Source organism: Streptococcus sp. FDAARGOS_520, assembly GCF_003812685.1.
GTDB classification, from domain to species: domain Bacteria; phylum Bacillota; class Bacilli; order Lactobacillales; family Streptococcaceae; genus Streptococcus; species Streptococcus agalactiae.
In genome coordinates, this window is record NZ_CP033810.1 from 256,402 (window position 1) to 278,948 (window position 22,547).

At 37.8% G+C, this 22,547-nt stretch carries 22 protein-coding genes and 1 pseudogene; 3 read left to right on the forward strand and 20 right to left on the reverse strand.

All coding sequences use genetic code 11. The annotated features are described in order from the left end of the window. Positions 1-85: 85 nt before the first annotated feature. A complete protein-coding gene (locus EGX96_RS01280) occupies positions 86-1,213 on the forward strand; it encodes an NAD(P)/FAD-dependent oxidoreductase (RefSeq protein WP_047200365.1) in 1,128 nt (375 codons plus the stop codon). Positions 1,214-1,425: 212 nt separating this feature from the next. Here the strand turns inward: EGX96_RS01280 and EGX96_RS01285 are convergent, their stop codons facing one another. The 4 genes from EGX96_RS01285 to EGX96_RS01305 all read right to left on the reverse strand — a co-directional run bounded on the left by EGX96_RS01285 (position 1,426) and on the right by EGX96_RS01305 (position 4,038). Further along, positions 1,426-2,643 (reverse strand): tyrosine-type recombinase/integrase, encoded by a 1,218-nt coding sequence (locus EGX96_RS01285; RefSeq protein ID WP_001291561.1) that lies wholly within the window; start codon positions 2,641-2,643, stop codon positions 1,426-1,428. Between the two features lie 81 nt (positions 2,644-2,724). Then, on the reverse strand, positions 2,725-2,928 hold the full coding sequence (locus EGX96_RS01290; RefSeq protein ID WP_000814511.1) for an excisionase: 204 nt from the start codon (positions 2,926-2,928) through the stop codon (positions 2,725-2,727). A gap of 460 nt (positions 2,929-3,388) precedes the next feature. Further along, positions 3,389-3,619 (reverse strand): helix-turn-helix domain-containing protein, encoded by a 231-nt coding sequence (locus EGX96_RS01300; RefSeq protein WP_000857133.1) that lies wholly within the window; start codon positions 3,617-3,619, stop codon positions 3,389-3,391. Then, on the reverse strand, positions 3,616-4,038 hold the full coding sequence (locus tag EGX96_RS01305; protein WP_000804885.1) for a sigma-70 family RNA polymerase sigma factor: 423 nt from the start codon (positions 4,036-4,038) through the stop codon (positions 3,616-3,618). The genes EGX96_RS01300 and EGX96_RS01305 overlap by 4 nt, the downstream gene beginning before the upstream one ends. 504 nt (positions 4,039-4,542) lie before the next feature. On the opposite strand from EGX96_RS01305, the gene EGX96_RS01315 reads away from it, so the two are divergent. Next, positions 4,543-4,896, forward strand: coding sequence for a helix-turn-helix transcriptional regulator (locus tag EGX96_RS01315; protein ID WP_001227347.1), 354 nt, complete (start codon positions 4,543-4,545; stop codon positions 4,894-4,896). Positions 4,897-4,955: 59 nt separating this feature from the next. Here the strand turns inward: EGX96_RS01315 and EGX96_RS01320 are convergent, their stop codons facing one another. From EGX96_RS01320 to trhO, 15 genes and pseudogenes are all read right to left on the reverse strand, one after another. Next, positions 4,956-5,141 carry a cysteine-rich KTR domain-containing protein gene (locus tag EGX96_RS01320; RefSeq protein ID WP_011058338.1) on the reverse strand — a complete coding sequence of 62 codons (186 nt, stop codon included), beginning with the start codon at positions 5,139-5,141 and terminating at the stop codon, positions 4,956-4,958. 100 nt (positions 5,142-5,241) lie between these two features. Next, the gene (tet(M), locus tag EGX96_RS01325; protein WP_000691727.1) at positions 5,242-7,161 is read right to left on the reverse strand and encodes a tetracycline resistance ribosomal protection protein Tet(M); all 1,920 of its coding nucleotides are present in this window, start codon (positions 7,159-7,161) and stop codon (positions 5,242-5,244) included. 15 nt (positions 7,162-7,176) lie between these two features. Continuing rightward, positions 7,177-7,224, reverse strand: a pseudogene (locus tag EGX96_RS11280) (hypothetical protein); the annotation flags it as partial. A 313-nt stretch (positions 7,225-7,537) separates the two neighbouring features. Then, entirely contained in the window at positions 7,538-8,470 is a 933-nt protein-coding gene (locus EGX96_RS01340; RefSeq protein WP_001224319.1) for a conjugal transfer protein, read from the reverse strand. Further along, positions 8,467-9,468 (reverse strand): bifunctional lytic transglycosylase/C40 family peptidase, encoded by a 1,002-nt coding sequence (locus EGX96_RS01345; RefSeq protein WP_000769868.1) that lies wholly within the window; start codon positions 9,466-9,468, stop codon positions 8,467-8,469. Before EGX96_RS01345 ends, EGX96_RS01340 begins: the two co-directional genes overlap by 4 nt. Then, positions 9,465-11,642 (reverse strand): CD3337/EF1877 family mobilome membrane protein, encoded by a 2,178-nt coding sequence (locus EGX96_RS01350; RefSeq protein WP_000804748.1) that lies wholly within the window; start codon positions 11,640-11,642, stop codon positions 9,465-9,467. The genes EGX96_RS01345 and EGX96_RS01350 overlap by 4 nt, the downstream gene beginning before the upstream one ends. Positions 11,643-11,644: 2 nt before the next feature. Continuing rightward, complete coding sequence (locus EGX96_RS01355; RefSeq protein WP_000331160.1) at positions 11,645-14,092, reverse strand: ATP-binding protein; 2,448 nt, start codon at positions 14,090-14,092, stop codon at positions 11,645-11,647. Next, entirely contained in the window at positions 14,076-14,468 is a 393-nt protein-coding gene (locus EGX96_RS01360; RefSeq protein WP_000723888.1) for a conjugal transfer protein, read from the reverse strand. Before EGX96_RS01360 ends, EGX96_RS01355 begins: the two co-directional genes overlap by 17 nt. A gap of 88 nt (positions 14,469-14,556) precedes the next feature. Continuing rightward, a complete protein-coding gene (locus EGX96_RS01365) occupies positions 14,557-15,054 on the reverse strand; it encodes an antirestriction protein ArdA (RefSeq protein WP_000342539.1) in 498 nt (165 codons plus the stop codon). Positions 15,055-15,170: 116 nt separating this feature from the next. After that, positions 15,171-15,392, reverse strand: a complete 222-nt coding sequence (locus EGX96_RS01370; protein WP_001009056.1) for a hypothetical protein — start codon at positions 15,390-15,392, stop codon at positions 15,171-15,173. 42 nt (positions 15,393-15,434) lie between these two features. Then, positions 15,435-16,640: a MobT family relaxase gene (gene mobT / locus EGX96_RS01375; RefSeq protein WP_000398284.1), complete on the reverse strand. Its 1,206-nt coding sequence runs from the start codon at positions 16,638-16,640 to the stop codon at positions 15,435-15,437. Between the two features lie 177 nt (positions 16,641-16,817). Further along, positions 16,818-18,203, reverse strand: coding sequence for an FtsK/SpoIIIE domain-containing protein (locus EGX96_RS01385; protein ID WP_000813488.1), 1,386 nt, complete (start codon positions 18,201-18,203; stop codon positions 16,818-16,820). Positions 18,204-18,231: 28 nt separating this feature from the next. Next, on the reverse strand, positions 18,232-18,618 hold the full coding sequence (locus EGX96_RS01390) for a YdcP family protein (RefSeq protein ID WP_000985015.1): 387 nt from the start codon (positions 18,616-18,618) through the stop codon (positions 18,232-18,234). A 15-nt stretch (positions 18,619-18,633) separates the two neighbouring features. After that, the gene (locus tag EGX96_RS01395) at positions 18,634-18,948 is read right to left on the reverse strand and encodes a YdcP family protein (RefSeq protein ID WP_000420682.1); all 315 of its coding nucleotides are present in this window, start codon (positions 18,946-18,948) and stop codon (positions 18,634-18,636) included. A 339-nt stretch (positions 18,949-19,287) separates the two neighbouring features. Further along, positions 19,288-20,274, reverse strand: coding sequence for an oxygen-dependent tRNA uridine(34) hydroxylase TrhO (gene trhO, locus EGX96_RS01405; protein ID WP_001290916.1), 987 nt, complete (start codon positions 20,272-20,274; stop codon positions 19,288-19,290). 162 nt (positions 20,275-20,436) lie between these two features. Here trhO and EGX96_RS01410 point away from each other — a divergent pair, with 162 nt between their 5' ends. Further along, positions 20,437-20,742: a hypothetical protein gene (locus EGX96_RS01410; RefSeq protein ID WP_000220571.1), complete on the forward strand. Its 306-nt coding sequence runs from the start codon at positions 20,437-20,439 to the stop codon at positions 20,740-20,742. Positions 20,743-20,899: 157 nt separating this feature from the next. Here the strand turns inward: EGX96_RS01410 and EGX96_RS01415 are convergent, their stop codons facing one another. Continuing rightward, on the reverse strand, positions 20,900-22,273 hold the full coding sequence (locus tag EGX96_RS01415; protein WP_000914221.1) for an MFS transporter: 1,374 nt from the start codon (positions 22,271-22,273) through the stop codon (positions 20,900-20,902). Positions 22,274-22,547 lie beyond the last annotated feature (274 nt).

Genomic DNA, 22,547 nt, shown 5'->3' on the forward strand with positions numbered 1-22,547 from the left:
AAACACTCTTTTATTTGTTAAACTGTATTATTGTTAACTGGTTAAGTATTTTATCTTACACATTTATTTTTGTCAAGGAGAAGACATGAAACATTATCAAACCATAATTATCGGTGCAGGCGCTGCAGGAATCGGTTTTGGTTCTGCCATGCAACGATTAGGACTTACAAATTTTCTTATCATTGAAAAAGGGCACATTGGAGAATCTTTTTTAAGATGGCCCAGAACAACACAATTTATCACACCTTCCTTCACTACCAATGGCTTTGGTTTTCCAGATCTAAACGCTGTTATTCCAGATACTTCTCCTGCTTTCTCATTTGAAAAAGAACATCTTTCTGGAGTGGAATATGCACGCTACTTACAATTAGTTGCTGCTCATTATAATCTCCCTATCCAAAACGAAACATCTGTTCTATCTATTGATAAACGAGATAGCCTTTTTGTTATTAAAACTTCAAAGGGAGATTTTTCTGCTGATTATCTTATTATGGCAACAGGAGAATTTCAAAATCCAAATACCATTGATATTAAAGGTACAGATCTAGGAATGCACTATGGTCAAGTTGATAATTTCCATATCAAATCTGACAATCCATTTATCATCATTGGTGGAAACGAAAGTGCTTGTGATGCACTAACACATCTAGTATATTTGGGAAATCAAGTCGAATTATATACAGATACGTTTGGTCGTAAAGAGAGCAATCCCGATCCAAGCATCTCTTTATCCCCCCTAACTAAAGAACGTTTAAAACATATACAAGACCACAAAAAAGAATATTATAGTATCTCTGAAGGCAAGAAAGCCATTGAGATTAAACAAATTGGAAAACAATATCAAGTTACTTTTGATGACGGTAGTACTGCGGAGTCTTTCCATAAACCTATTCTTTCCACAGGTTTTCTAAATACCTGTCATCTCATTGACGGAATCGCTTTATTTGAATACGATAAAAATCAGTTGCCAATAGTTACTGAAGATGACGAATCTACTATCGTTAATAACTGTTTCTTAATTGGTCCAAGCTTACGACAAAGAGATACTATTTTCTGCTATATTTATAAATTCAGACAGCGCTTTGTCCCTGTTATTAATCATATCGCACAACGAGAAGGGATTATATTAGACGAAGATACCCTTGAATTCTTTAAAGAAAATCAAATGTACCTTGATAACCTAGCTTGTTGCGATGTCAATTGTGATTGCTAAAAAATCGCTAGCTTTATTGCTAGCGATTTTTTAATATTAAACAAAGTATAAATTTCTAATTATCTTTTTATATTTTCTTAAATGCTCGTAAAGCCTTATTCTATGTGCTTTCGAGTATTTTTACTGTAGGAAGATACTTCACGTTTCTTTGCATATTTCCTCATGTCTTAGCTGTCAGAAGTGGTAAATAAGTAGTAAATTCATTTGTACTACTAAGCAACAAGACGCTCCTGTTGCTTCTCTTTATTCAAGCGTTTCATTTCTGCCATTGCAGAATCGAATGTTGCATGTGCGTAATAGTTCAGCGTCATGGCTATATTAGCATGTCCCATAATGTACTGTAATGCCTTTGGATTCATTCCTGCATTTGCATAGTTGGTACAGAATGTATGTCGCAAACTATGTGGAGTGATGTGTGGCAATTTATCCTCGTTATACTTATTGTATTTCTTAACAAGACCTTTCATCATGCCGTTGTAATCACTTGCCACTTTTGGATAGTTCTTTCTATTAAGAAAGAGGAAATCACTATATCCATCAATCTCAACACGCTTATCATTCTTTCGATTCGCTAACACTCGCTTAAATGCTTGATAGGCTTCTTCAACCATAGGAACTTGACGTTCGCCACTTTTGGTCTTTGGTGTTTCAATGTAGTACCCAATTTCAGTATCTCTCAATAGCTGATGGTCTATATTGACAAGACGATTCTCAAAATCTAAATCTGGAAGTGTCAAACCACCAAACTCTGAAATACGAAGACCTGTTTTTAAGAGTATCAGAATTTCATCATAATTTTTGCTGTAGGTTTTATCAGCTTTTGCAAAGGCTAACAGTTTTTCTTCCTGTTCTTCTGTTAGTACGGTCTTAGGGACAGTATCATCATCAAGAACTGCTTTCAGTTGAAAGTCAAATGGATTCTTCCGAACACAATCATCTTGTATAGCAATATAGAATGAAGCCTTTAAAGAACGTTTGTAGTTATTGATGGTTTGATAAGCATAACCATTTTCACTCATTCTAATAGCCCATTCTTTAGCGTCTGATGGCTTAATACTGTCAATACTTCTTACACCTAACTTGTCTTTCTTCAAAATATCCATAAGATATTTGCGTCCAGTTTCAGTGTTTTTTCTAACCTTTGGTCTTTGAGCGTTCTGTTTTGCGTAAAGCTGGCAGAGTGTCATTTTCTTTCCTACAACATCAATACCATCATGAATGTCTTTCTGTAACTCTGCGATTTTCTCTCTAAGTGAGATACAATCACGCTTTCCTGCTGGTACTCGGTCTGTAGCCACAAGTTTCCACGAGTAAACAAATTGCGGTTCTCCAAATGAATCTATATATTTGTATAAGTATCTTCCGTCTTTTCGTTGGCTCTCTCCAGTCTTTAAGATTCGACCTTTATTGTCACGTCTTTTTTCTGACATGGCATTTGCTCCTTTCCTTTATGGAAAGAGCCTTGATACGACTTAATACTATTTTATCATATACAAGACCCTTTGGCGACGCTAGATTGCGTCCAATGTATCTATAATTTTTTCAAATTGTTTTCGTTTAATCTGAATACGATTGCCATTCATAATCAGCCAATTTGCATTTTTATTTTCCTCTGCCAAGCGTCGTAGCTTGTTTTCGCCAATACGAAAATATTTTGACGCTTCTTCAATGGTTAGGGTATAACGTTCCCAAATAGGAATGTCAGTCTGCTTCATAAAATCCTCCTTTCCAAATCACTTATTTGGATTTCATAAAAGTTGTTTTACCAGCAATCGAACAGCTTTAGCAAAGCTCACGGGAGTTCCACCCCTGCATGGTTCTCATGTAGCCATACTCATTGCCTGCGACGGTTTTATCACGCTCGGACTATTGACTGTATGGGAGTATCATTATCACGATAAGAATGTCGTTGCAGGCAATCCTGCTAAAGATTGCTTCTCGGATCACTAACATGAATCGCTCGCTATCTTTATAAGATAGGTCATGGCGGTTAGTTCCGTTGGCTCTTTTCTTATCGAAACGTATTCGATTACTTTTATTCAGTTTTCAAAGAACAATGGCTCGTTAGCCTATCAAAACACATTGAAAGCTCAATATGCTTTGGTGGAATAACAAACCTCCCTGTTCGGGAAGCGTGGAATGGTTTAGCACGCTTCCACGAAAGGAGAGAGGATATTACTTAATTTCAAATGACAAAATCTTTGTAATCAGTCTGGTTTCCATTCTTCCACGTAAGACTTCATCAACGACCATACTTTGATTGCCATATTCATCTTTCATAAGTCGTAGGGAACGCTTCGTTATGTACCCTCTGTAATGATGTAGAATCTGGTTAATCGCTTCGGTATCGCCATCTGTTGCCTTTACAATGAGAGGAAAGGGAATCATAGGATATTGTGTTTTCATTCTTCAAATTCCTCCATAAACTTTTTAATTAAGGCTAGTCCACTGGTTCTATGCCGATAGACAGTAGAACGGTTCAATTTCAACAGGTCTGCAATTTCTGAATCGCTCATGTCCATAAAGTAAAACAGCAGTAGAATTTCACGTTTCTTGTCTGGCAACTCACGTAATGCTTCACTCAACAAATCATTTTCAACGCCTACTGATAACCCATTGAGTGTAAAAATCTGAAAGTCAGTTGAATAGTTATCTGTTGTCGCAAACTGGCTAACAAGATAATCGCCAACATCCGAAAAGGACACCTCACGCTTTGCAATCCTTGAAAGATAAAGCATATAATTCTTTCGCTCGTCTTCCATAGCACGTTTACAGATATAGTCAAACTGATTTTCTATTGTGGTCTGAAAAGAAGATGGTTTCATGTTTCTCACCCCCTTTCTGTCTAGGAAAGGAAGTGAGCCTTGCTCGTTTATCTCCTTTCACTCTTAGTCCCAATGTGAAAGGGGGATTTGTTGCATTACTGATAAATAAACTTTGTAAAAAAGTTCTGAATAGCCAAAAAAGCATATAAACAGATTTATTTCTCTGTTTACATGCTTCTGTTATTCTATCTATATGATTTATAAAACCACATTGGTGGACGTACTTATCTATTGCAGATAGACGACTTTTTTTGACAAGAACCCAATGTAAGGAAATTTATTGTATATGATGTACTTCATGGCGACGTTGACCTCCAACAAACCGCCATTTGGAAGTAATATACAATATTTTAACAGCGTAAATAGCACTACCATATAACGGTTTTTTTTATTGGCGTTTAGTAGTGCTTTTTATTAAATATAAACCTATAAACCATATAACACGTTTTTCTATACCTGTTTTTAATTCAGTAGGAACAATAAAATGTATAGAGGTGGTCTACTATGCGTAAAAAAGAAGATAAATATGATTTTAGAGCCTTTGGTTTAGCCATTAAAGAAGCTCGATTGAAACGAGGTTTAACTCGTGAACAAGTGGGAGCATTGATTGAAATTGACCCACGGTACTTAACTAATATTGAAAATAAAGGGCAACACCCCAGCATACAAGTTCTTTATGACCTTGTATCGTTACTTCATGTTTCCGTTGATGAATTTTTCTTACCTGCTAATAACTTGGTAAAAAGCACCCGACGATTACAGATAGAGAAATACATGGATAGCTTTACAGACAAAGAACTATCCTTAATGGAATCTTTAGCCAGCGGTATCAACGAAGCAAGAAACATCGAAGACTAATTAAAAGAATCCATACATAACGGAAAGAGCCGATAAAATGAGATTGTATTAATCTCATTTTATCGGCTCTGCGTCTTTGCGTCTGGCTCTGTAATCACAGTTACTTTGAACTGCTTTATTTCAATTAAATTTTCTTGTCTGCATTTCGGACAATAGAGGGGGAATTTTTTTAATTCAGTATCTTCCCTTATCTTTAATCGTGTTTTATTTCCACATACAGGACACAATATCCACTTGTAGTTTATAATAACTATCTCCTCCTTTACACTTTAATTCAAATCTTTATTAAAAAATATTTCATCTTATTTAACAAGAAACCATATTTATATAACAACATAAAATACACTAAGTTATTTTATTGAACATATATCGTACTTTATCTATCCGACTATTTGGACGACGGGGCTGGCAAACAGGTTCACCGGTAGTAACATGGTACCCTTTTAACTCTGTTAAACAAACACTACGTCCATTTGTAAAGAAAGTTAAATCACTACGATATTCTTGAATACACCGAGCAGGGATTTCTCCACTAAGAATGACCTCATTATTTTTCAATTGAGTGTCTACGATGTTCGCACAATATTTAGGAGCATCGTTGTATGCTCGTGAAAGATATTCCTGTGGCGCATAAATTTTAAAACTAAGATATGGCTCTAACAATTCTGTTCCAGCTTTTTTTAAGACTTGTTCCAATACAATAGGAGCAAGCATCCGAAAATCTGCTGGGGTACTAACAGGGCTATAGTATAAGCCATACTTAAAACAGATTTTACAATCCGTCACATTCCAACCATATAATCCTTGTTCGCAACCATAGCGTATCCCTTCCATAACTGCATTTTGAAATGATTGATTTAAGTATCCAAGAGAAACCGAGCTCTCATACTGCATTCCACTTCCCAACGGAAGCGGTGATACAGATAAACCAATGGAAGCCCAGAAAGGATTTGGCGGCACTTCGATGTGAATGGTATATTCTGCATTTTTTAACGGTCTCTCCATATAAATGACTGTAGGCTCTTTTAGTTCTATCTCCACATGATACTTTTCTTGCAACAGTGCACTAATCACTTCCATTTGTACTTTCCCTAAGAAAGAAAGTATAATTTCATGTGTCGTAGAATCCACGTAATATCGTAGAAGCGGATCACTATCTGAGATTTCCAAAAGGGCATCAAGCAACATTTCTCTCTGTTCAGGTTTACTCGGTTCAACAGTTGTTTGTAGTAGAGGGTGCGGATTTTCAATCTTTTTTCTCTGTGGCAATAGTTTTGTATCTCCAAGAACACTATTTAACTTCAAAAACTCATTTTGCAAAATAACAATTTCTCCAGAATAAGCTCTATCAATCTTACATAATTCACCATTTATTGAAGTATACATTTCTGTAACTTTTATTTTTTCTTTTTCTGATACTCTAACCGAATCTCGTAAATGTAGTACTCCACTATAAAGGCGTATATATGCAAGACGTTGTCTTTTTTTTGTATATTCAATTTTGAAAACATTTCCGCAAAGTTCAGACGGACCTCGATGTGTTGATGAATAAAATTTATTCGTAATCACTTCTATAAGGTTATCAATCCCTATATTGTTTTTTGCACTTCCGTGATAAACAGGGAACAGGGAACAATTATGAAATCTTATGCTTTCCTCTTGTTCGAGTTCCAATGCTTCTAATGATTTACCGGACATATATTTCTCTAAAAGGTCATCGTTTCCCTCTATTACCGTATCCCATTGTTCAGATTCGGTAAAGTTCGTCACACACATATTAGGATACAGTTCTACCTTCTGTTTGATTACAATTTCGGCAGAAAGTTTCTCTTTAATATCCTGATAAACCGTTGATAAATCAATTCCATTTTGGTCAATCTTATTGATAAAAAAGATTGTGGGAATCCCCATTTTCCTAAGTGCATGAAATAATATACGAGTTTGTGCTTGTACGCCATCTTTTGCAGAAATCAGTAGAATTGCCCCATCTAAAACTGATAATGAACGATATACTTCTGCTAAGAAATCCATATGTCCTGGCGTGTCTATGATGTTCACCTTCGTATTTTCCCACTGAAAAGAGGTTATTCCTGTCTGAATTGTAATTCCTCTCTGACGTTCTAAAAGCGTATTATCCGTCCTCGTTGTACCTTTGTCCACGCTTCCTAATTCTGTAATCGCTCCACTGTTATATAATAAGCTTTCTGTTAAGGTAGTTTTTCCTGCATCAACATGAGCTAAAACTCCAATATTAATAATTTTCATGTGATTTTCCTCCATTCAAAAACCCAAAAGGGCATAAAAATCCCAGTGATAAATACTTTTATCACTGGGATTTTTATGCATAACCATAGGTATACAAAGCATACAGATATTCTCTGGATACTTTAGAATCACATGATAAAGGTATTCTTAAACTGGGTACAAAAAACTAAGCCCTCCTAAAAAAGGACATCTAATTATTTGTTCCCGCTATCAAATTGACAGTTTATTTAAGAATACCTTGCCGCATATTTATTAACTCCTTTTAAATAGTCACTTAAATAATAGCACGTAAGAGCATATTTGTAAAGGAATCTCCAATTTTTTATCAAAAAGAGTACATGATTACAAAGTATCTGTAATCATGTACCAATATTTGTTATTTTACAATCTTCCAATTACTCCCGTTCTTTTCAAGTACCAAATCAAATTGAGATACCTGCGTTGCTTTGGTCTGCTGGTCGATATACTCCACTGTCAGCGATACCGTGACTTGATTATCCTTACGATTGTGAATAGGATTTACCAGTTCTTGAAAGATGTACTCTTTTCCGATTGGTTTTAATATCCCGTCATTCACATAGTAGGAAAGTTCACTGGCTGTCGCTGTAGGATAGAGCTTGAAGAACGTCGTTAAAAACTCATTGATTTCATTGGTTGTAATGGAATCAACCGTCCCCTCACTTTCAATGGCTTTTGGTTTATAACTTGATTTCTTAGGTATGTTGGTAATGGTCGGATTCTTAACCAGTACCATATTTCCAGAACCATCTACATAGACACTCACTATATAAGCAGAGTGGACGGTCTTTGTATTTTCTCCCTCTGTAATGAGCTGGTCTACACTGTAGGTTACATTAAACTCATTGTCGCCAGTTGGCTCTACCGTCCATATCTGAAATCCTCTTACAGAAGACGATACAGGAATATCTTTGCGTACTGTATCAACATTGAGAGCTTGAAGTTCATCTGTCAGATAGCCTTTTAGACTTTCCATTCGATTATCAATGGACTTATCGGATTGCTCCCATGAATAGTAGACTTTCGCAAAGTTCTCTACAAAATTTTCTACATGATGAGTATCAACGTATTCCTTTTCTATGATAGTTGTTTCGTGAATAGTATGAGTATCTATAGCTGTAAAGTGCTTGAATATCGCAAAGCTGAAACTAAGCCCTAAAAGTACCCACAAGGCAATCACAACCTTTTTATGAGGATTGACCTTATAGACACGAGGTTTCTTTTCCTTTGGTATCTGTTTTTCTTTATTCTGATTTTTTCTAAATTTCATCATTAAATCTTCCTTTCTCATTGTTTGATTCGTCCTGCTCCCACTAAATGCTGTTGCCAGTAGGGGCTTGTTAAGTCGGCATAACCGATTGGGTCGCCTGCATGAAACATACGGTTATTGCCAAGGTATATCCCAACATGAGTAATATAAGAGCCAGCGTTATAGGTAGAATGAAAGAAAACCAAATCGCCAGCTTGTGCTTCCGATAGTGGGATATGCTGGGTCACATCATATTGCTGTTGTGCGGTTCGTGGTAAGTTAATTCCAGCTTTTCCATACGTCCATTGTGTCAGTCCGCTACAATCAAAAGAAGTAGTCGGGGAAGCTCCACCGTAAACGTATCGCCAGCCCTCATATTTCAGTGCTTCGTCCATGATGGCTTGTACCGTATCATCATCAAACTCTGTTGTGACAAGATACTGCGTTACCAGTTGCACATAAAACATATTGCCATAGTTGTATCGCCAGCCCCCATTGATAGGTATGGCTATGGGATTGGGGTAAGACACTTTTTCGCCACCTGAATACTCTTTTGAGAAACTTTGAGCCAGTTCAAAGGTATATTTATTTCCACGATTAGCCACATACCCTAAGAAACCACCACCATAATTGTAGGACTGGATAACCGATTCTAAATCTACACTGAGCCTTTCGCTACTGGCTAATAATTCACTGAAATACTTCACACCTTGCTTAATGGATTCTTCTGTACTCAATGAATTAGGTGGAAGACCGAGGGATTCCGAGGACTGCATAACATCTTCCGCAGTACCGCCCGATTCCACCTGTATAATCGCAAGAAGTATGTTGACATATTCTTCAACGCCATATTCTTTGGCATATTTTTCTACCATAGGCTTATGAGCCAGCACTTCTGCGGAAACATTCACACCTCCATAATGAATATTGGAAATTCCGCTGTCCTGTTCATCTGAAAATAAAATGGCAACAAACAGAAGCAGTGAGAAGACCATCAAGAATAATCCAGAACCACCAATCACTAAAGTTTTCAACTTCATGGTTTCTTACCGACTTTCTTAATGGTGGCGGTTTTGATTGGTGGTCTACTTCTTGTATTTTGTAGTGGTACTCTTTGAACAGTAGACGGACGTTCTTTTGTGATTGGACGTTGTGAAGTTCTATCTGCTGTAGTGGTTGAAGTTGCTGGCTTTTGAACGGTTTTTTCTTGAACGGTATTGCCTTGGCGTTCCACTTTTGGACTTGAAAAATCGGACTTAACTGCTGGACGCTCTTGTTTGGCTTGTTGAGATTCCTTATATGAAGTCTGAATATTAGACTGTTTTGAGGTCTGTTCATCATGATATTGTTCTTGTCTTGTAGTCGGTCTTTCATGAACAGAAGAAGCAGGCTGTTTTTTCTGTTTGACCTGTTCCATTTCAGAGCGACGCTTCGCAATGGTTTTTCGCCTTTGTTCCTGCTGTTCCTTGCGTCCACTGGCTCTGTCCGCTTTGGTTTGAGAAATACTACTGGTTAAATCACGGACATTCTCTTTTACTTTGGATTTTCCTTGATATACTGCATATCTTGCATTGGTCGGCAAATCTTTAACCTGTTCTTTCAAACCACTAGCAGTGTCTACCATTCTGTCTTTGGTATCAGCTACTGTACCGATGGTTTGACCGATACGTTTTCCAAGTGTTGATTTTTCCTTTCCGTCTGGTCGGGAGTGATCTGCTTGTGTCCTTGCAGAACTCCCCGAACCCGACTGTCCTTTTTTACCTGTAACAATGGCAGACCCAGCCCCTAGAGTAGTCATGGAACGTCCAAGTTTCCGCTGTAGACGGTGCATGTGAGCGTGCATAAGCATACGAGGTTTTCTCATCACACGACTTCCCACACTTTGAGAATCGTTACTCTGTAGAGAAAACATACTCATTAAATCGCCCAGCTTGAAGTAGATTCCTGCAAAGGTCACAATCTGTAGAAAAGCAATCAAAAAGAACGGATAACCAGCCGATAAGGTATAGAGCATGGTTGAAATACTAAATGCTGTCGTAATAATCAATGTGATTCCAGCTCGTGTCAAAATGGTATTAAAGAGCTTTGTTATGGCTCGTTTTGACATACCATCAAATGATGGAATCATGCTTAAAATAAAGCTCACAGGCAGAAACATAGCATAGATGATAAAAAGTACCTGCGAGAAAATCATGATTCCTGTTAATAGGAATACAAATATGGAAATCCCAATATTGAAGACAAATAGGAAGAAGACTGTACCTAAACGGTTAATGGTCTTTGTAATGGTTAGATTGGTATTGCTTCTGTCTTCAATTTCTTCCGCAACAATTTTTTCTCTGTCTTCGCCATTGTTGGAATCTGGGCTGGTGGAGAGCAGGCTTTCCACACGGTCAATACCGATACTTTCAATGTCTGAACTGTTGTATTGAAGCAGTAGCCACGGTTGCTGAACCTGTATGGAAAACAGGCTATCTCTGATTAAGTCCACGCTGTCCTTGCCTTGACTATCGGAATGGGGCATGACAATCTTCGTGCCAAGTGATAAACTGGCATTACTGATGTCTGATGAAAAGTCATTGATTTTTTTAATGTAGTCGGGAGCGTAGGCAATAAAGGAAGCCGATAGGATAAACACCAGCACAAAATTCATAATGGCATGAATTGCCTTTGTGGTTTCTCTCTTTATCAGTCCCGTATAGGCAACATAAACCCCAAGAACCAAAATCAAGAGTAAGAGGAATCCAACATAGAAACCCTCTGTTGAAAATCCGTTTGCACTCACACCAGCTAAGGTCTGCATATTCTTACCAATGGAATCTGCTGTAGCGGAAATGAAGTCTAAGGAATAGGCTTCCTGTACTAAGTAACCTGTCGCATTGGAAACATACAAACTGATTGTCCAAATAAAATTGGTAATGGCATATAGTCCATACATGACCTGTTTTCCAATCCCGTCCGACCAGTTCCACGGAAGCCAGCCCCAGCTATTATCCACATAAAAATCCAGTTGATAGTTTTCAAGTGGGTATCGGCTGTATTCATTTGCCACATTGACCGTATCATCTACCAAGCCCGCAGCTTGAACCACCGTTCCCAGCATGGCTAAAAGAAAAATGGCAATCACAAGTGTGAAAGCCACTGTCATTGCCACTTTACCTAGACGTTTCAGCGTCCAGTTTGATTTTATTCTGTTTACTATTGATGGTTTCACATTTACACCTCTTTTCGCACAGGTGGTCTGGTATCAAAGGCATGGAGCAGTTCTTCAAATACAGGGTGGAACTGTATCACACCGACACGACCATATAAATCACTGATAAGGCATTGCCCGTTTTCCAAATCACGCAATCGCTTCTGATTGTTTTCGTCCTCTGGGTCTACACCAAAAAAGGCTAAGGTCTTTTTAATCTCGTTAAGGTCAGTGGAACGAAATGCAAATTTTAAGCCGAGGTTATTTTTCAGTTTTTCATCTAAGAGGTCGTCTGTATTTTGGGTCACGAAATATACCCCAGCGTTCATAGCACGACCAGCCCGAACCAGCTTCATAGATAGTGTTTTTCCTTGTGCTACCTGTAAAAAGCTCCATGCTTCGTCTAAATCTACAATCTTGAAAATGCTTCGGTCTGTATGGATAAAGTCTAAAGCAAAGGTACTAATGACAATCAGCATAGCAACGGATAAAAGCTCCATAGTGGTATATTCCTCAAAGGAAGTTTCCTTGTCGGGAAGTACCAAGTCCGCAACCTGTATAATGTTCAGTTGTTTTTCTAAGCTGATAGACTGCTCCACATAACCATTACTGAATAATAAATGTGCAAAGTCATAGTCTGTAAAACTTTCGATATGGTCGGCTATACTGGTACTTAGTGGCGTATTCTCAACCCGTAATTCCTCAATCACTTTCATCAACCCTCGTACTTCACTATTGGTTACTGCACGAATGGCTTTTCTAAGGATTGGGAAGCGTTCCCCATCACGAGAGGAAATCCCCGTAAGGAATGTCAGAATATCAATAGCCAGTGATTCAGAATCTTTGGGATTTTTCATAATCACATAAGGGTCAAGTAAGCCTTTGTTTTTCTCATCAGAAGTCAGAGTGACGATATTGATTTCATGGGAAATCTCTGGCAAGGTTTCTTTCCATCTGCCACGTTCTGCTTTTGGGTCTACAATCACTGCTTGTGCCCCATAAAGCACCGCATAATAGACGATAAGGTTATTCGCAAAGGATTTACCACCACCCAGCGAACCAACAAAAGCCGACGCTAACGCATTGGTTACTGAACCCTTAACCCCTTGACTGGCAAGAGCAGGTTTCAGATAGACATTGCGTCCAGTATCTAAGCTGTAGCCAACATAAATCCCCTCATTTTCCCCCAGCATTTGAGTAGCACCAAAACCTAAACCAGCGAGGAAATCAGAGGTCACGTATTGAATATAATCATTCATATAACGCTTGCTGGCAGGTAAAAATTCTTCATGTAAGCCGAGCATATCCCCAAATGGTCGTACCAGTTTTACGCTTAAATCGTCATAAAAATCTTTCACTTCATTACAACGACGTTTGAGTTCGTCAAGATCATTTGCTGATACCCTTACCACATAAGACAGCTTGTACATAGATTCCTTGCTTTGGTCTAAATTGGTTTCCAGCTCATTCACACTTTCCAGAGCTTCCGCCACATTGGAGCTGGTTTCATTATCACTTTGCCAAGCGTGGTTATCCAAGTCTTTCAGTTCTTTCTTTTTATTGCGGACAGTAGATAGGGCTTTACGATTCGCTACAATTTCCACATTCATTGACGTATCAATCGGGAATGTAAATTGCTGTTGCTGGTAGTAGAAGATTTCAGAGGACGGGAAGTCCAGTTCTCCGACAATGCTGTTAATGGTAAAGTAAGCTACATAGACGGTTTCATCTTCCTGCTGGATTTTCAAATATCGCTGTTTTTCTTCCACCAAACAGCGAGTAGGCTTAATCAAGTCATAGTATTTAATCAGCGTTTCATTATCCAGCTTTTTCTTTGATAGATGGTACTCATACTCTTCATAGGCAGTGCCTGTCTGTCCGTAAAGGTGTTCAATCAGATAGCCGAAGTCGTCCTTATCTAACCTGCGGATTTTGAAACGACGAGAGATTTTATTTTCTAAGAGCTTTTCCATCTTCTGAAAACGCAGGATTTCATCATTACTCATACTAACAAAATCGCCCATCAGCTTATGGTTCACATCATAGACAAAATCAGACAAAGCATTTTTTGCTTCAACGGTAAGACTTTTCATAGAAAACTCCTGATCGTTGAGAAGCAACTTAAAGCCGATAAAGAAACGGTAGTTCACTTGATTTTCGCCAATCATGGATATTAAAGCGTCTGTCTGTTGGTCGATTTTGTCATAGGCAACCGCTTTGAGCTTGCCAGTGACTTCATTTTTGGAACGCTCTTGTGCAGAACGTATGCTGGATTCTGTACTGATTTGTAAAGCATGAATTTTGCCATCACGATTTTGTGCGATAAGCTGTCTGAAAGAATCATGCACTTGTATTTTCTGTTCTGGACTTAGAAATGAGTAATTGTAAGGAACAAGCTCATAGTAAGCATAACATTCCCCGTCTTTATTCCAGACGAGATTGTTTTCAATGTATTTAATTGGATATGCCATAAAATTCACTCCTAACTGCTGTAATGGCTTCTTGTGGCTGGTTTCTGCCAAGCGTTACTTTTTTTCCTGCATAGGTCAGCTTTGGTCGCAGTGCATAAGCAATGACAGACTTCAAAAATCCATAAGGCTTTTTACCATCAAAAGTTTTTGTAGACATAAACCATGTGAAAGCCACAGGAATCCCAAAGTATTTGAGAAATGCTCCCTCTATCATGGAAAGAGGGGGCAAGTTGCCAAGTATCATCACTGCAAAGAGTGACACGACAAACCATGTCATTTGCGTAAAGGTTATGGGAAACGGAAGTCTAAAATCATTGATAGAATACAGTACCTTTTCCACAGACCAGATACTGGTATAGCTTCGTATTTTCTTCATGTAATCAATCCTTTCATAAAAAATAGGGGTAGCTGATTGAGCCACCCCGTAAAATAGAAAATCTGCCAGTAGTAATGTACCGACAGATTTAATAGACGATTTCAAAAATCCCATGATTGGTTGAGATAAACGTTCCTGAAAGGTCTAAATCCCGACCATAGGCTTGATAATCAATATAGTTTTGAAGACTAGCTGGTACTTCGCCTAAAGCACCCGTTTCTTCAATGTAGTAGCGTGCCACGTCATACATATCATCACAATCGGAATGAATGATAATATCCTCTTGATGTTCGCTTAGTTCTTCAATGCTTGAAAAATGAGTGAGCAGAGCAGATAGCTCCGATTGTAATTCTTCGGGTAATTCCGATACCATTTCCCATAGTCGATTGAGTTCGCCAATGGAAGTGTATTCGTCAACCGTAAAGGGTAACTCGTAGTCATGAATGGCGTATTCCTCATATTCATCATTCAAGCCGATTTTCTCTTTGACTTCCTCAAAGTCAATGGGAAAGGTAAACCACGCACCGACCAATTCGCCCTCATTGTATTTGCCTAAATTCGCAATATAGACTTGCATATCGTCCATATATTCACGTCCTTTCTTTGTAGAGATTCAAAAATCCCTACCGCACTTCGTTTGGTGTACCATTCCTTTGCGGAACATAAGAAAACCACTTATATTCCACAAAAGAACGGTTTTATTTAAGCACCAATAATGCGATTGAATAGCTCTAGTAAAATGTCTTTTACTCCAGCAGCGTTGAAGACTAAGCCAACCGCAATAATCGCAATAATTAAAAAGCCAATCAGTTTGCTAAACTCACGCTTGAAGCCAAGATACAAGCCAATCACAACGATTGCTAAAAGCACCAGTGATTGAGCGTTTGATAGAAACCAGTTATAAAGGTTTTGTCCAAAATTCATAAAAATGTTCTCCTCTCTATATTCAATGAATTTGTATTTGAGTTATTTTTTTGTTGTTATCACGTCCTGTTCTTTTACTGACTGTTGCTTCAAAATCTGCTTGTGTCGGTCTGTCAGTTTCGCATGGTCGAGAATGTCTTTTACAACCTGCGTCTGGTTGATTTCATCAAGTTTAATCGCAACCTTTAAGGTCGGGGCAACTTGATGAGATAGCCAGTTCAGCGTCCTTTGGAAGGAGTAAGGCTCTGGTTTTGTGGTTAGTTTTAATCGTTCACGATTGTTCCCAATAAACCAAGCCCATTCTTCATTCAGTTTCCAATCAGAACGAGGTTTGGAATCGTCTTTATCTACAAAACGGATATACCGATTGATAATTTTAAAGGCGGTATGCTCTGGATTGTCATAGACGAGTAAATCACGGACTGCATAATAGGCACGCTCATTTTTCAATCGAATCTCAAAACGGTTTTTTACTTCTGCGTCTTCAATGGGAATATCATTTTTCTTGTACTGCTCGTAGTCCTTTTCATAGATACAGAAATAAACTTCACTTTGTAATGAACCGATATAGAGGGTGTTTCCCATACATTCCTTTTCCTCTTTGCGTACCAGTTCGCCACTGCGATAGCTTTTAAAACTGCGGAAGACGGAGATACATTCTTCCTGTTGGCACTTTTCAGTGAGTACAGGGATATTTAAAATCCCTGTCTTATCGTTAATGGCAAGGTCAAGGCGTTTCATCACACCGCCAGCCACCAAAACGTCCATAAAGAACTCATACCAGCTTCTTTGTTGTGCCAGAAGATAGCTTTCAAATTGTCTGCACCCACGACCTTTCAATTCCACCAGAACTCCTTTGTCCAGTTCATGGGAGCAAAGGACGAATATGTCGCCTAAAGCATAATGCTCTGAATAAGAATAGAAACCATAGTCCTCATGAAGAAAATAGGACAGTTTCAGTTGTAAGATGTTTTCGACCACCTGCTGTACGTCTGTTGTCGGAAAGCGAATTCTTACATAATCAAACAGCATTTCAAGGGGAGCGTCGGGATTGAAGCGTTCCAGAGCTTCCCAAAGGGACTGCTGTAAATCCTCTGATGGCTTGACTTTTCCTGTTTCAATATCGCTTAGATACTGCCTTGTAATACCAGTCGCAACAGCTAAACGGTTTTGAGATAGTCCATAAGCCAAGCGTTTTTCTTTTAAATGCTGTAACCAAGTTTGTTCATTCAGTAAAAATCCCTCCAATCAAAAAGGCGTATGTCAACTTTTAAAGCCCATTTGACATACGCTGAAATTTTGTAAATCCCTTGTAACCAAAGGATTTTCTAATGTTTTTTTGACTGTTTCCTGTCGATTTGTACCCCCCTGTTAGATACGGGGGGTTAAGTGCTGGCGTGGCTATTGCCACACCAGCCAGCAAGATCAGTCCACACCTGCGACTTCCGCTTCGCACGTCGCCTGCGTGGACTGTCTGCTGTTGGATAACTTTTTAATTTCCTCCAAGAAATCATATCCTTTTGGTACAAGGGGAGTATAAAACTCTGATATGACACTTGTTCCTACATCAACATAGCCACGACCTTTGATTCGCTTTAAGAAGAAATCCTTTTGTACGTCACTGCCAAACATCATGCCATAGCCCATTTCAGACATACGACCTAAAGCCACTCTGAAATTAAACTGATCACGGATTCCGTCGCCTAAATATTTTGCGTCTGGACGTTGACAAGCCAGTATTAGAAAGAAGCCAGCTTGACGACCTAACATGACAATCTGTTTCAGCTTATTCATAACTGCGGTGTTTTCTTTTGTTCCCAGCATTTCCATGAAAGCGACGTATTCATCAAAGATTAAGAAGTGTGCCGGGAGACCTAAGTAAGCATAATTTTTGCCAGTCTTATAGTTCTTCATCTGCTTCATTTCCTCACTACGTTTCATCATTTCTTCATAGAATGTTTCAATGCAAGAAAGCAAGTCTTCTTTTCTATAGTAGACATTTGCCATCACAGAACCTAAGTCCGCAAGATCAGCATTTTTCGGGTCAAGAATATACAGTTTTGAATCTGTATGAAGCAAGGCTTCAATCAGTGTCAGTATAAAGTAAGTTTTACCGCCACCTGTACCACCAGCAATCAACATATGAGGGAGCTTATCATATTCCCACCATACGTTTTTCATTAAGCGAAGTTTACCATCTTTAGCTTCTACTTCATCAATAGAAATACGACTGGCTATGGTGTCATAGAGCAAAGTATATTCCACATAGGAATCCTTTAACTCTTTATCCGTCAGCTCACAGTACAAGCCACTCTCTAATTTCTTTTCCAAGTGTAAGAGTTGGTCTTGATATTTTCCCAGCGTGATTTCCACCCGTATCTGTATCAAGCCATTTTTAAGTCGATAATACATTTTAGGGAAGTAGGTTATCTTTTCCTTTGTACGACCAGCACTATCTTTAAAGAAACCCTCTGTTTTGACCTGTTCAGATTCATACCACTTGTTTTCAAGTATCATCTTTGCCAGTTTTTGACGGTGGTAAAGTTGTTTAACCGTATCATAGCGAACCCGTTTGAATACAAACGCTACCAGCAAGCAGATAAGAATTGCGACACTGAAACTGATAATTAAATAGGGAATGTCAATCTTATCTGCTTGTGATAGGTTAAAATCCTGCCAGTTGATCTGCTGGATTGTCTTCACATGAAACAGTCCGACAACCAGCAGGAAAACAGGCAGGAGTGACGCTATCGTAAAATGAAAGACTAAATCTTTACCAGATGGGCGAATCCTTTTACCACGCTGTTTCATGCGAAAAAGTCTCCTTTCTACCTAGCGACTATTTGTCTTGTGTCGGTTCTTTCTTTGCTTGTGGTTGAGCTTTGAATGAACTAGAATCCTTTGTCAGCACAATATCGTCTGCCTTGATATACCAGTCAACATCTGCTCCTTGATAGGTGGCAGTAGCAACGGTGTCCGCAATGGGATTGATAAGTTCCACCCGTGCGTTATAATCAAACTCTTTCAAAGGCACGCTGGCAGGAATACTTACTTGAATCATGCGTCCTTGTCCTTTGGATTTTAAGTCATAGGTACGTTCCTTGATTTCATCTGAAACCGACCCGTCTTCATTTTGGATTCTCACTTCACGACGTAGAGCAGAGAATTTCAATTCTCCAAAAGTCGTGTCTTTATCTAATACAATGCCATTTGCTAATCTCATCATTTTTCCTCTCTTTCTTTATTCTTTTATCATGTCGTCAGCATGTAAAAGGTAATTTGTAAAACCACGAGTGCCGATTTTGTAGCCCTCTGCGGTAATACGTGGATTGACTAACTTCACACGTTCCTCAAAGCCGAAATGTTTTTCGCCAGCTTCAGCAGGAAGCACCACCACAATATCATCTGCTCTTTGAACATCAGAATAGAGATTATAGCTTCTTGATAAGACAGTTAGCCGTCCGTTGATTCTTCGCTGAACGACTTTATCCTCGCCAGCAAATTCTAAATTGCCGAATGTTTTTTCCATGTTGGGAATCACAAATTTAAGTTCCATATTTTTACCTATCCTTTCTTTTTTATTGGCTGAATGAATGTTTGATGGTCTTAAAGAGTGGGGAACGACCTTTTGATTCTTGATTTTTTGTTTTCATAAGTTCACTTCCTTTCAAAATCGGGTAAAAAAATAGACACCTCATTTTTTGAAGTGTCTACCTATTAAATATTCAAATTTTATTGGAAGTATCTTTATATCTTCACTTTTCAAGGATAAATCGTCGTATCAAAGCTCATTCATAAGTAGTAAATTAGTAGTAAATTGAGTGGTTTTGACCTTGATAAAGTGTGATAAGTCCAGTTTTTATGCGGATAACTGGATTTTTATGCTATTTTTAAATTAAACATTTGCTACTTGAGGTAAGGATTCTCCAATAGCTTCTAAACGTTCTGCCCATTCTTGACGTGATAAACCATTTTCTTGCACATAGCGATTACGTTCATGTGCACGACATTCAGGCGAGCACCCTCGAACATACTTCGCTTCGTTTTCTTCTGAAGCAAAAATTTGTTTGTTACAAAACGGATTTGCACAATTGACATAACGTTCACAAGGTGTTCCATCAAAATAATCTTTACTAATAACAGTTGGATTAACATGATTAATTGGCACCGAGATACGATCATCAAAAACATACATCGCACCATCCCAAAGTTCACCTTGAACTTCCGGATCTTTTCCATATGTTGCAATACCACCGTGTAATTGTCCAACATCTTTAAAACCTTCTCGAACCATCCAACCCGAGAATTTCTCACAACGAACACCACCGGTACAGTACACAACAACACGTTTTTCCATAAACTTATCTTTGTTGTCACGTACCCATTGTGGTAACTCACGGAAATTGCGAATATCAGGACGAATTGCTCCACGGAAGTGACCTAAGTCATACTCATAATCATTACGCGTATCTAAAACAACAGTATCTTCATCAAGCAAGGCTTCTTTAAATTGTTTAGGATTTAAATACTCACCTGTTGTTTCCAAAGGATTAATATCGCTATCAAAGTTATTATCTTCTAACCCAAGGTGCACAATCTCTTTCTTATAACGAACAAACATTTTACGGAAAGCTTGTTGATTTTCCTCGTCAATCTTGAACCAAAGATCAGCAAAACGCTCATCGCTGTGGACCCAATCCATATACTTCTGAGTTGTTTCATAATCTCCAGAAACAGTTCCATTAATCCCCTCATCCGCAATCAAAATACGACCTTTAAGCCCAATAGATTTACAAAATTCTAGATGTTTCGCAGCGTACTCTTCCGCATTTTCAATTGAAACATATTTATAATAGAGTAAAACTCTGATTTTTTCTGACATTTTTTCTCCTCATCTGCAAAATAAGTTAGTATACTTCATTATATAACGACTCCTTACAACATAGCAAAAAATACGCTTAGGACATATTCTTTGCTTTAAAGACAAATTATTCTTCTTAAGAACACACATATGTTAAAATAGTAAAAGACTAGGAGGACTTTTATGACTTATGAATTATGTCTAGAATACGGTACTTATCCACTTAGACCTGTAGATGCTTGGGCTGATGAAATCAATACTGCACCTGCGTTTATTACTGAAGATAAAAAACTTTTAGAACTTTTAGAAGAAGTCAATACCTTATTCCATGAGCTCTTTTTAACGATAGAATGTTCCTTCCACTATATTGGTCATGACTTCCCAGAAAAAAGAGCAAAAATCACACAAATTTATCATGTGATTATCGAACATTTAAGCATACACTACCCTGAATATGACATTAAAATTGAATCATTATTAATGGGGTAGTTTTATTTTAACTAGGTAGAAACTATCTATTAAAAACAATCGATATCACTAATTACTTCAACAAATAGATTATCTAAAACAAAAAAGGTCTCTTTCAAGAGGCCTTTTTTCATAACTTATCTCACTAAATATTAAATGATACTTTTACCAAATAATATCACCAATACTCTAGACTCTTATCTCTTGAAAGCAAGGTACAGACAATAGCCGCAAATCCAGAAATACCAAATATTATAAATGCTACTCCCCAACCAAAGTGGTCAATAATAATACCAATAGCTAGAGTAGCGATCGTTGCTCCTCCGACATAACTAAATGTGCCAGTCAATCCTGAAGCTGCTCCAGCTGCTGCTTTTGGAACTAACTCCATAGCATACAGGCCAACCATCATAACAGGACCGTAGATTGATGCCCCCAAACCTAGTAAAATAATGAAGTCTAATGCCATATATTGAGGTCCTGCTGGAATAAACCAATAGGCAGCTAGTAATAAGATTGCTACAACTAAGAAGGCTACATTGGTTAAAGGTTTAGAGTTTTTAAACACTTTGGCAGATAGATATCCTGCTGTTAGCATCCCAATAATACCACCTATTTCAAAAAGTGAAAAACCACCCATACCAGCTGTTGCAGTAATACCTTTTCCACCATCTTGCACACTCGTCGCTAAAAACTTAGGAGTCCATGAGACAATACCGTAACGTAAAATATATACAAATATTGAATACAAGGATGCCCACATCAGTTTAGTATTTGGTAGAATATATTTTTTTATAATTTCGCCCATACCCAAAACTTCAGGCTCTTCTAAAATGTCACTTGAATCCACAACATTAGTATATTGCTCTTTATGATACTCTTCTATAGGCGGAAGTCCGATAGATTCTGGAGTATCTTCTTGTAAAAAGTAAACAAGAACAGCCAAAAGACAAGCCACCACCCCTGGAAACCAATAAGCAGCACGCGCTTGATTAAGAGAATCATTACCAGCAAGAGCTAGACCTACACCAGTTAAAATCGGCGCTATTGCTCCACCAAAATTGTGAGATAAATTCCAAATGGTAGCATATTTAATTCTTTCTTTATTATCATACCAATAGACTAATGTACGCGCTCCAGGAGGGTATCCCATCCCTTGTAACCAACCATTAATAAGATACATGATAGTAAAGAGCCAGATACTAGTAATTACAGATGGAATAACACCGATTAACACATTAACTAGTCCTGTAAGAAACAAACCAACTGGAAGGAAAATTTTAGAATTCGATTCATCTGAAATCAAACCAGAAATAAATTTAGAGAGACCATAAGCAATGTAGCTAGCACAGGTAATAATACCAATCTCAGTAGCAGACATATTAAGGATACCAGATAAAATTGAAGTCGTATTACGAACAAAATAGTATCCCATATAACCTACAAAAATAGAAATAAGGACTTGTACACGATAACGAGGATATTTATGCTTAATTTCCTCAGCTGATAAACGTTCTCTTTTCTGAGGGGGTGCAAATAGTTTTTTCAACATAGCAAATTACCTTTCCGATTTTTAGATGTGTTTAATTATACAACTATGAATTCACACTGTCAATTAATTAATAATTTATTTTTTATCATTTTATCTTATTTTTTTAAATGTGGATAATACTCTTTAAAGTGTGGATAATACTATATTATAAAGCTTTTTATCTGATTTTTCTGTATTTTGAAATCAAATTATATTTTTTAATTTTAGTTTATATTTCAAAAATTAAAACACCCTATAACCAAGTATCACAGGGTGCATATTTTTATATTATATA

What these genes read in the sequence shown, in the direction of transcription:
- EGX96_RS01280 (WP_047200365.1), top strand. Translation starts at nt 86, where the DNA reads ATGAAACATTATCAAACCATAATTATCGGTGCAGGCGCTGCAGGAATC.
- EGX96_RS01285 (WP_001291561.1), bottom strand. Translation starts at nt 2,643, where the DNA reads ATGTCAGAAAAAAGACGTGACAATAAAGGTCGAATCTTAAAGACTGGA.
- EGX96_RS01290 (WP_000814511.1), bottom strand. Translation starts at nt 2,928, where the DNA reads ATGAAGCAGACTGACATTCCTATTTGGGAACGTTATACCCTAACCATT.
- EGX96_RS01300 (WP_000857133.1), bottom strand. Translation starts at nt 3,619, where the DNA reads ATGAAAACACAATATCCTATGATTCCCTTTCCTCTCATTGTAAAGGCA.
- EGX96_RS01305 (WP_000804885.1), bottom strand. Translation starts at nt 4,038, where the DNA reads ATGAAACCATCTTCTTTTCAGACCACAATAGAAAATCAGTTTGACTAT.
- EGX96_RS01315 (WP_001227347.1), top strand. Translation starts at nt 4,543, where the DNA reads ATGCGTAAAAAAGAAGATAAATATGATTTTAGAGCCTTTGGTTTAGCC.
- EGX96_RS01340 (WP_001224319.1), bottom strand. Translation starts at nt 8,470, where the DNA reads ATGAGAAAGGAAGATTTAATGATGAAATTTAGAAAAAATCAGAATAAA.
- EGX96_RS01345 (WP_000769868.1), bottom strand. Translation starts at nt 9,468, where the DNA reads ATGAAGTTGAAAACTTTAGTGATTGGTGGTTCTGGATTATTCTTGATG.
- EGX96_RS01355 (WP_000331160.1), bottom strand. Translation starts at nt 14,092, where the DNA reads ATGGCATATCCAATTAAATACATTGAAAACAATCTCGTCTGGAATAAA.
- EGX96_RS01360 (WP_000723888.1), bottom strand. Translation starts at nt 14,468, where the DNA reads ATGAAGAAAATACGAAGCTATACCAGTATCTGGTCTGTGGAAAAGGTA.
- EGX96_RS01365 (WP_000342539.1), bottom strand. Translation starts at nt 15,054, where the DNA reads ATGGACGATATGCAAGTCTATATTGCGAATTTAGGCAAATACAATGAG.
- EGX96_RS01370 (WP_001009056.1), bottom strand. Translation starts at nt 15,392, where the DNA reads ATGAATTTTGGACAAAACCTTTATAACTGGTTTCTATCAAACGCTCAA.
- EGX96_RS01385 (WP_000813488.1), bottom strand. Translation starts at nt 18,203, where the DNA reads ATGAAACAGCGTGGTAAAAGGATTCGCCCATCTGGTAAAGATTTAGTC.
- EGX96_RS01390 (WP_000985015.1), bottom strand. Translation starts at nt 18,618, where the DNA reads ATGATGAGATTAGCAAATGGCATTGTATTAGATAAAGACACGACTTTT.
- EGX96_RS01395 (WP_000420682.1), bottom strand. Translation starts at nt 18,948, where the DNA reads ATGGAACTTAAATTTGTGATTCCCAACATGGAAAAAACATTCGGCAAT.
- trhO (WP_001290916.1), bottom strand. Translation starts at nt 20,274, where the DNA reads ATGTCAGAAAAAATCAGAGTTTTACTCTATTATAAATATGTTTCAATT.
- EGX96_RS01410 (WP_000220571.1), top strand. Translation starts at nt 20,437, where the DNA reads ATGACTTATGAATTATGTCTAGAATACGGTACTTATCCACTTAGACCT.
- EGX96_RS01415 (WP_000914221.1), bottom strand. Translation starts at nt 22,273, where the DNA reads ATGTTGAAAAAACTATTTGCACCCCCTCAGAAAAGAGAACGTTTATCA.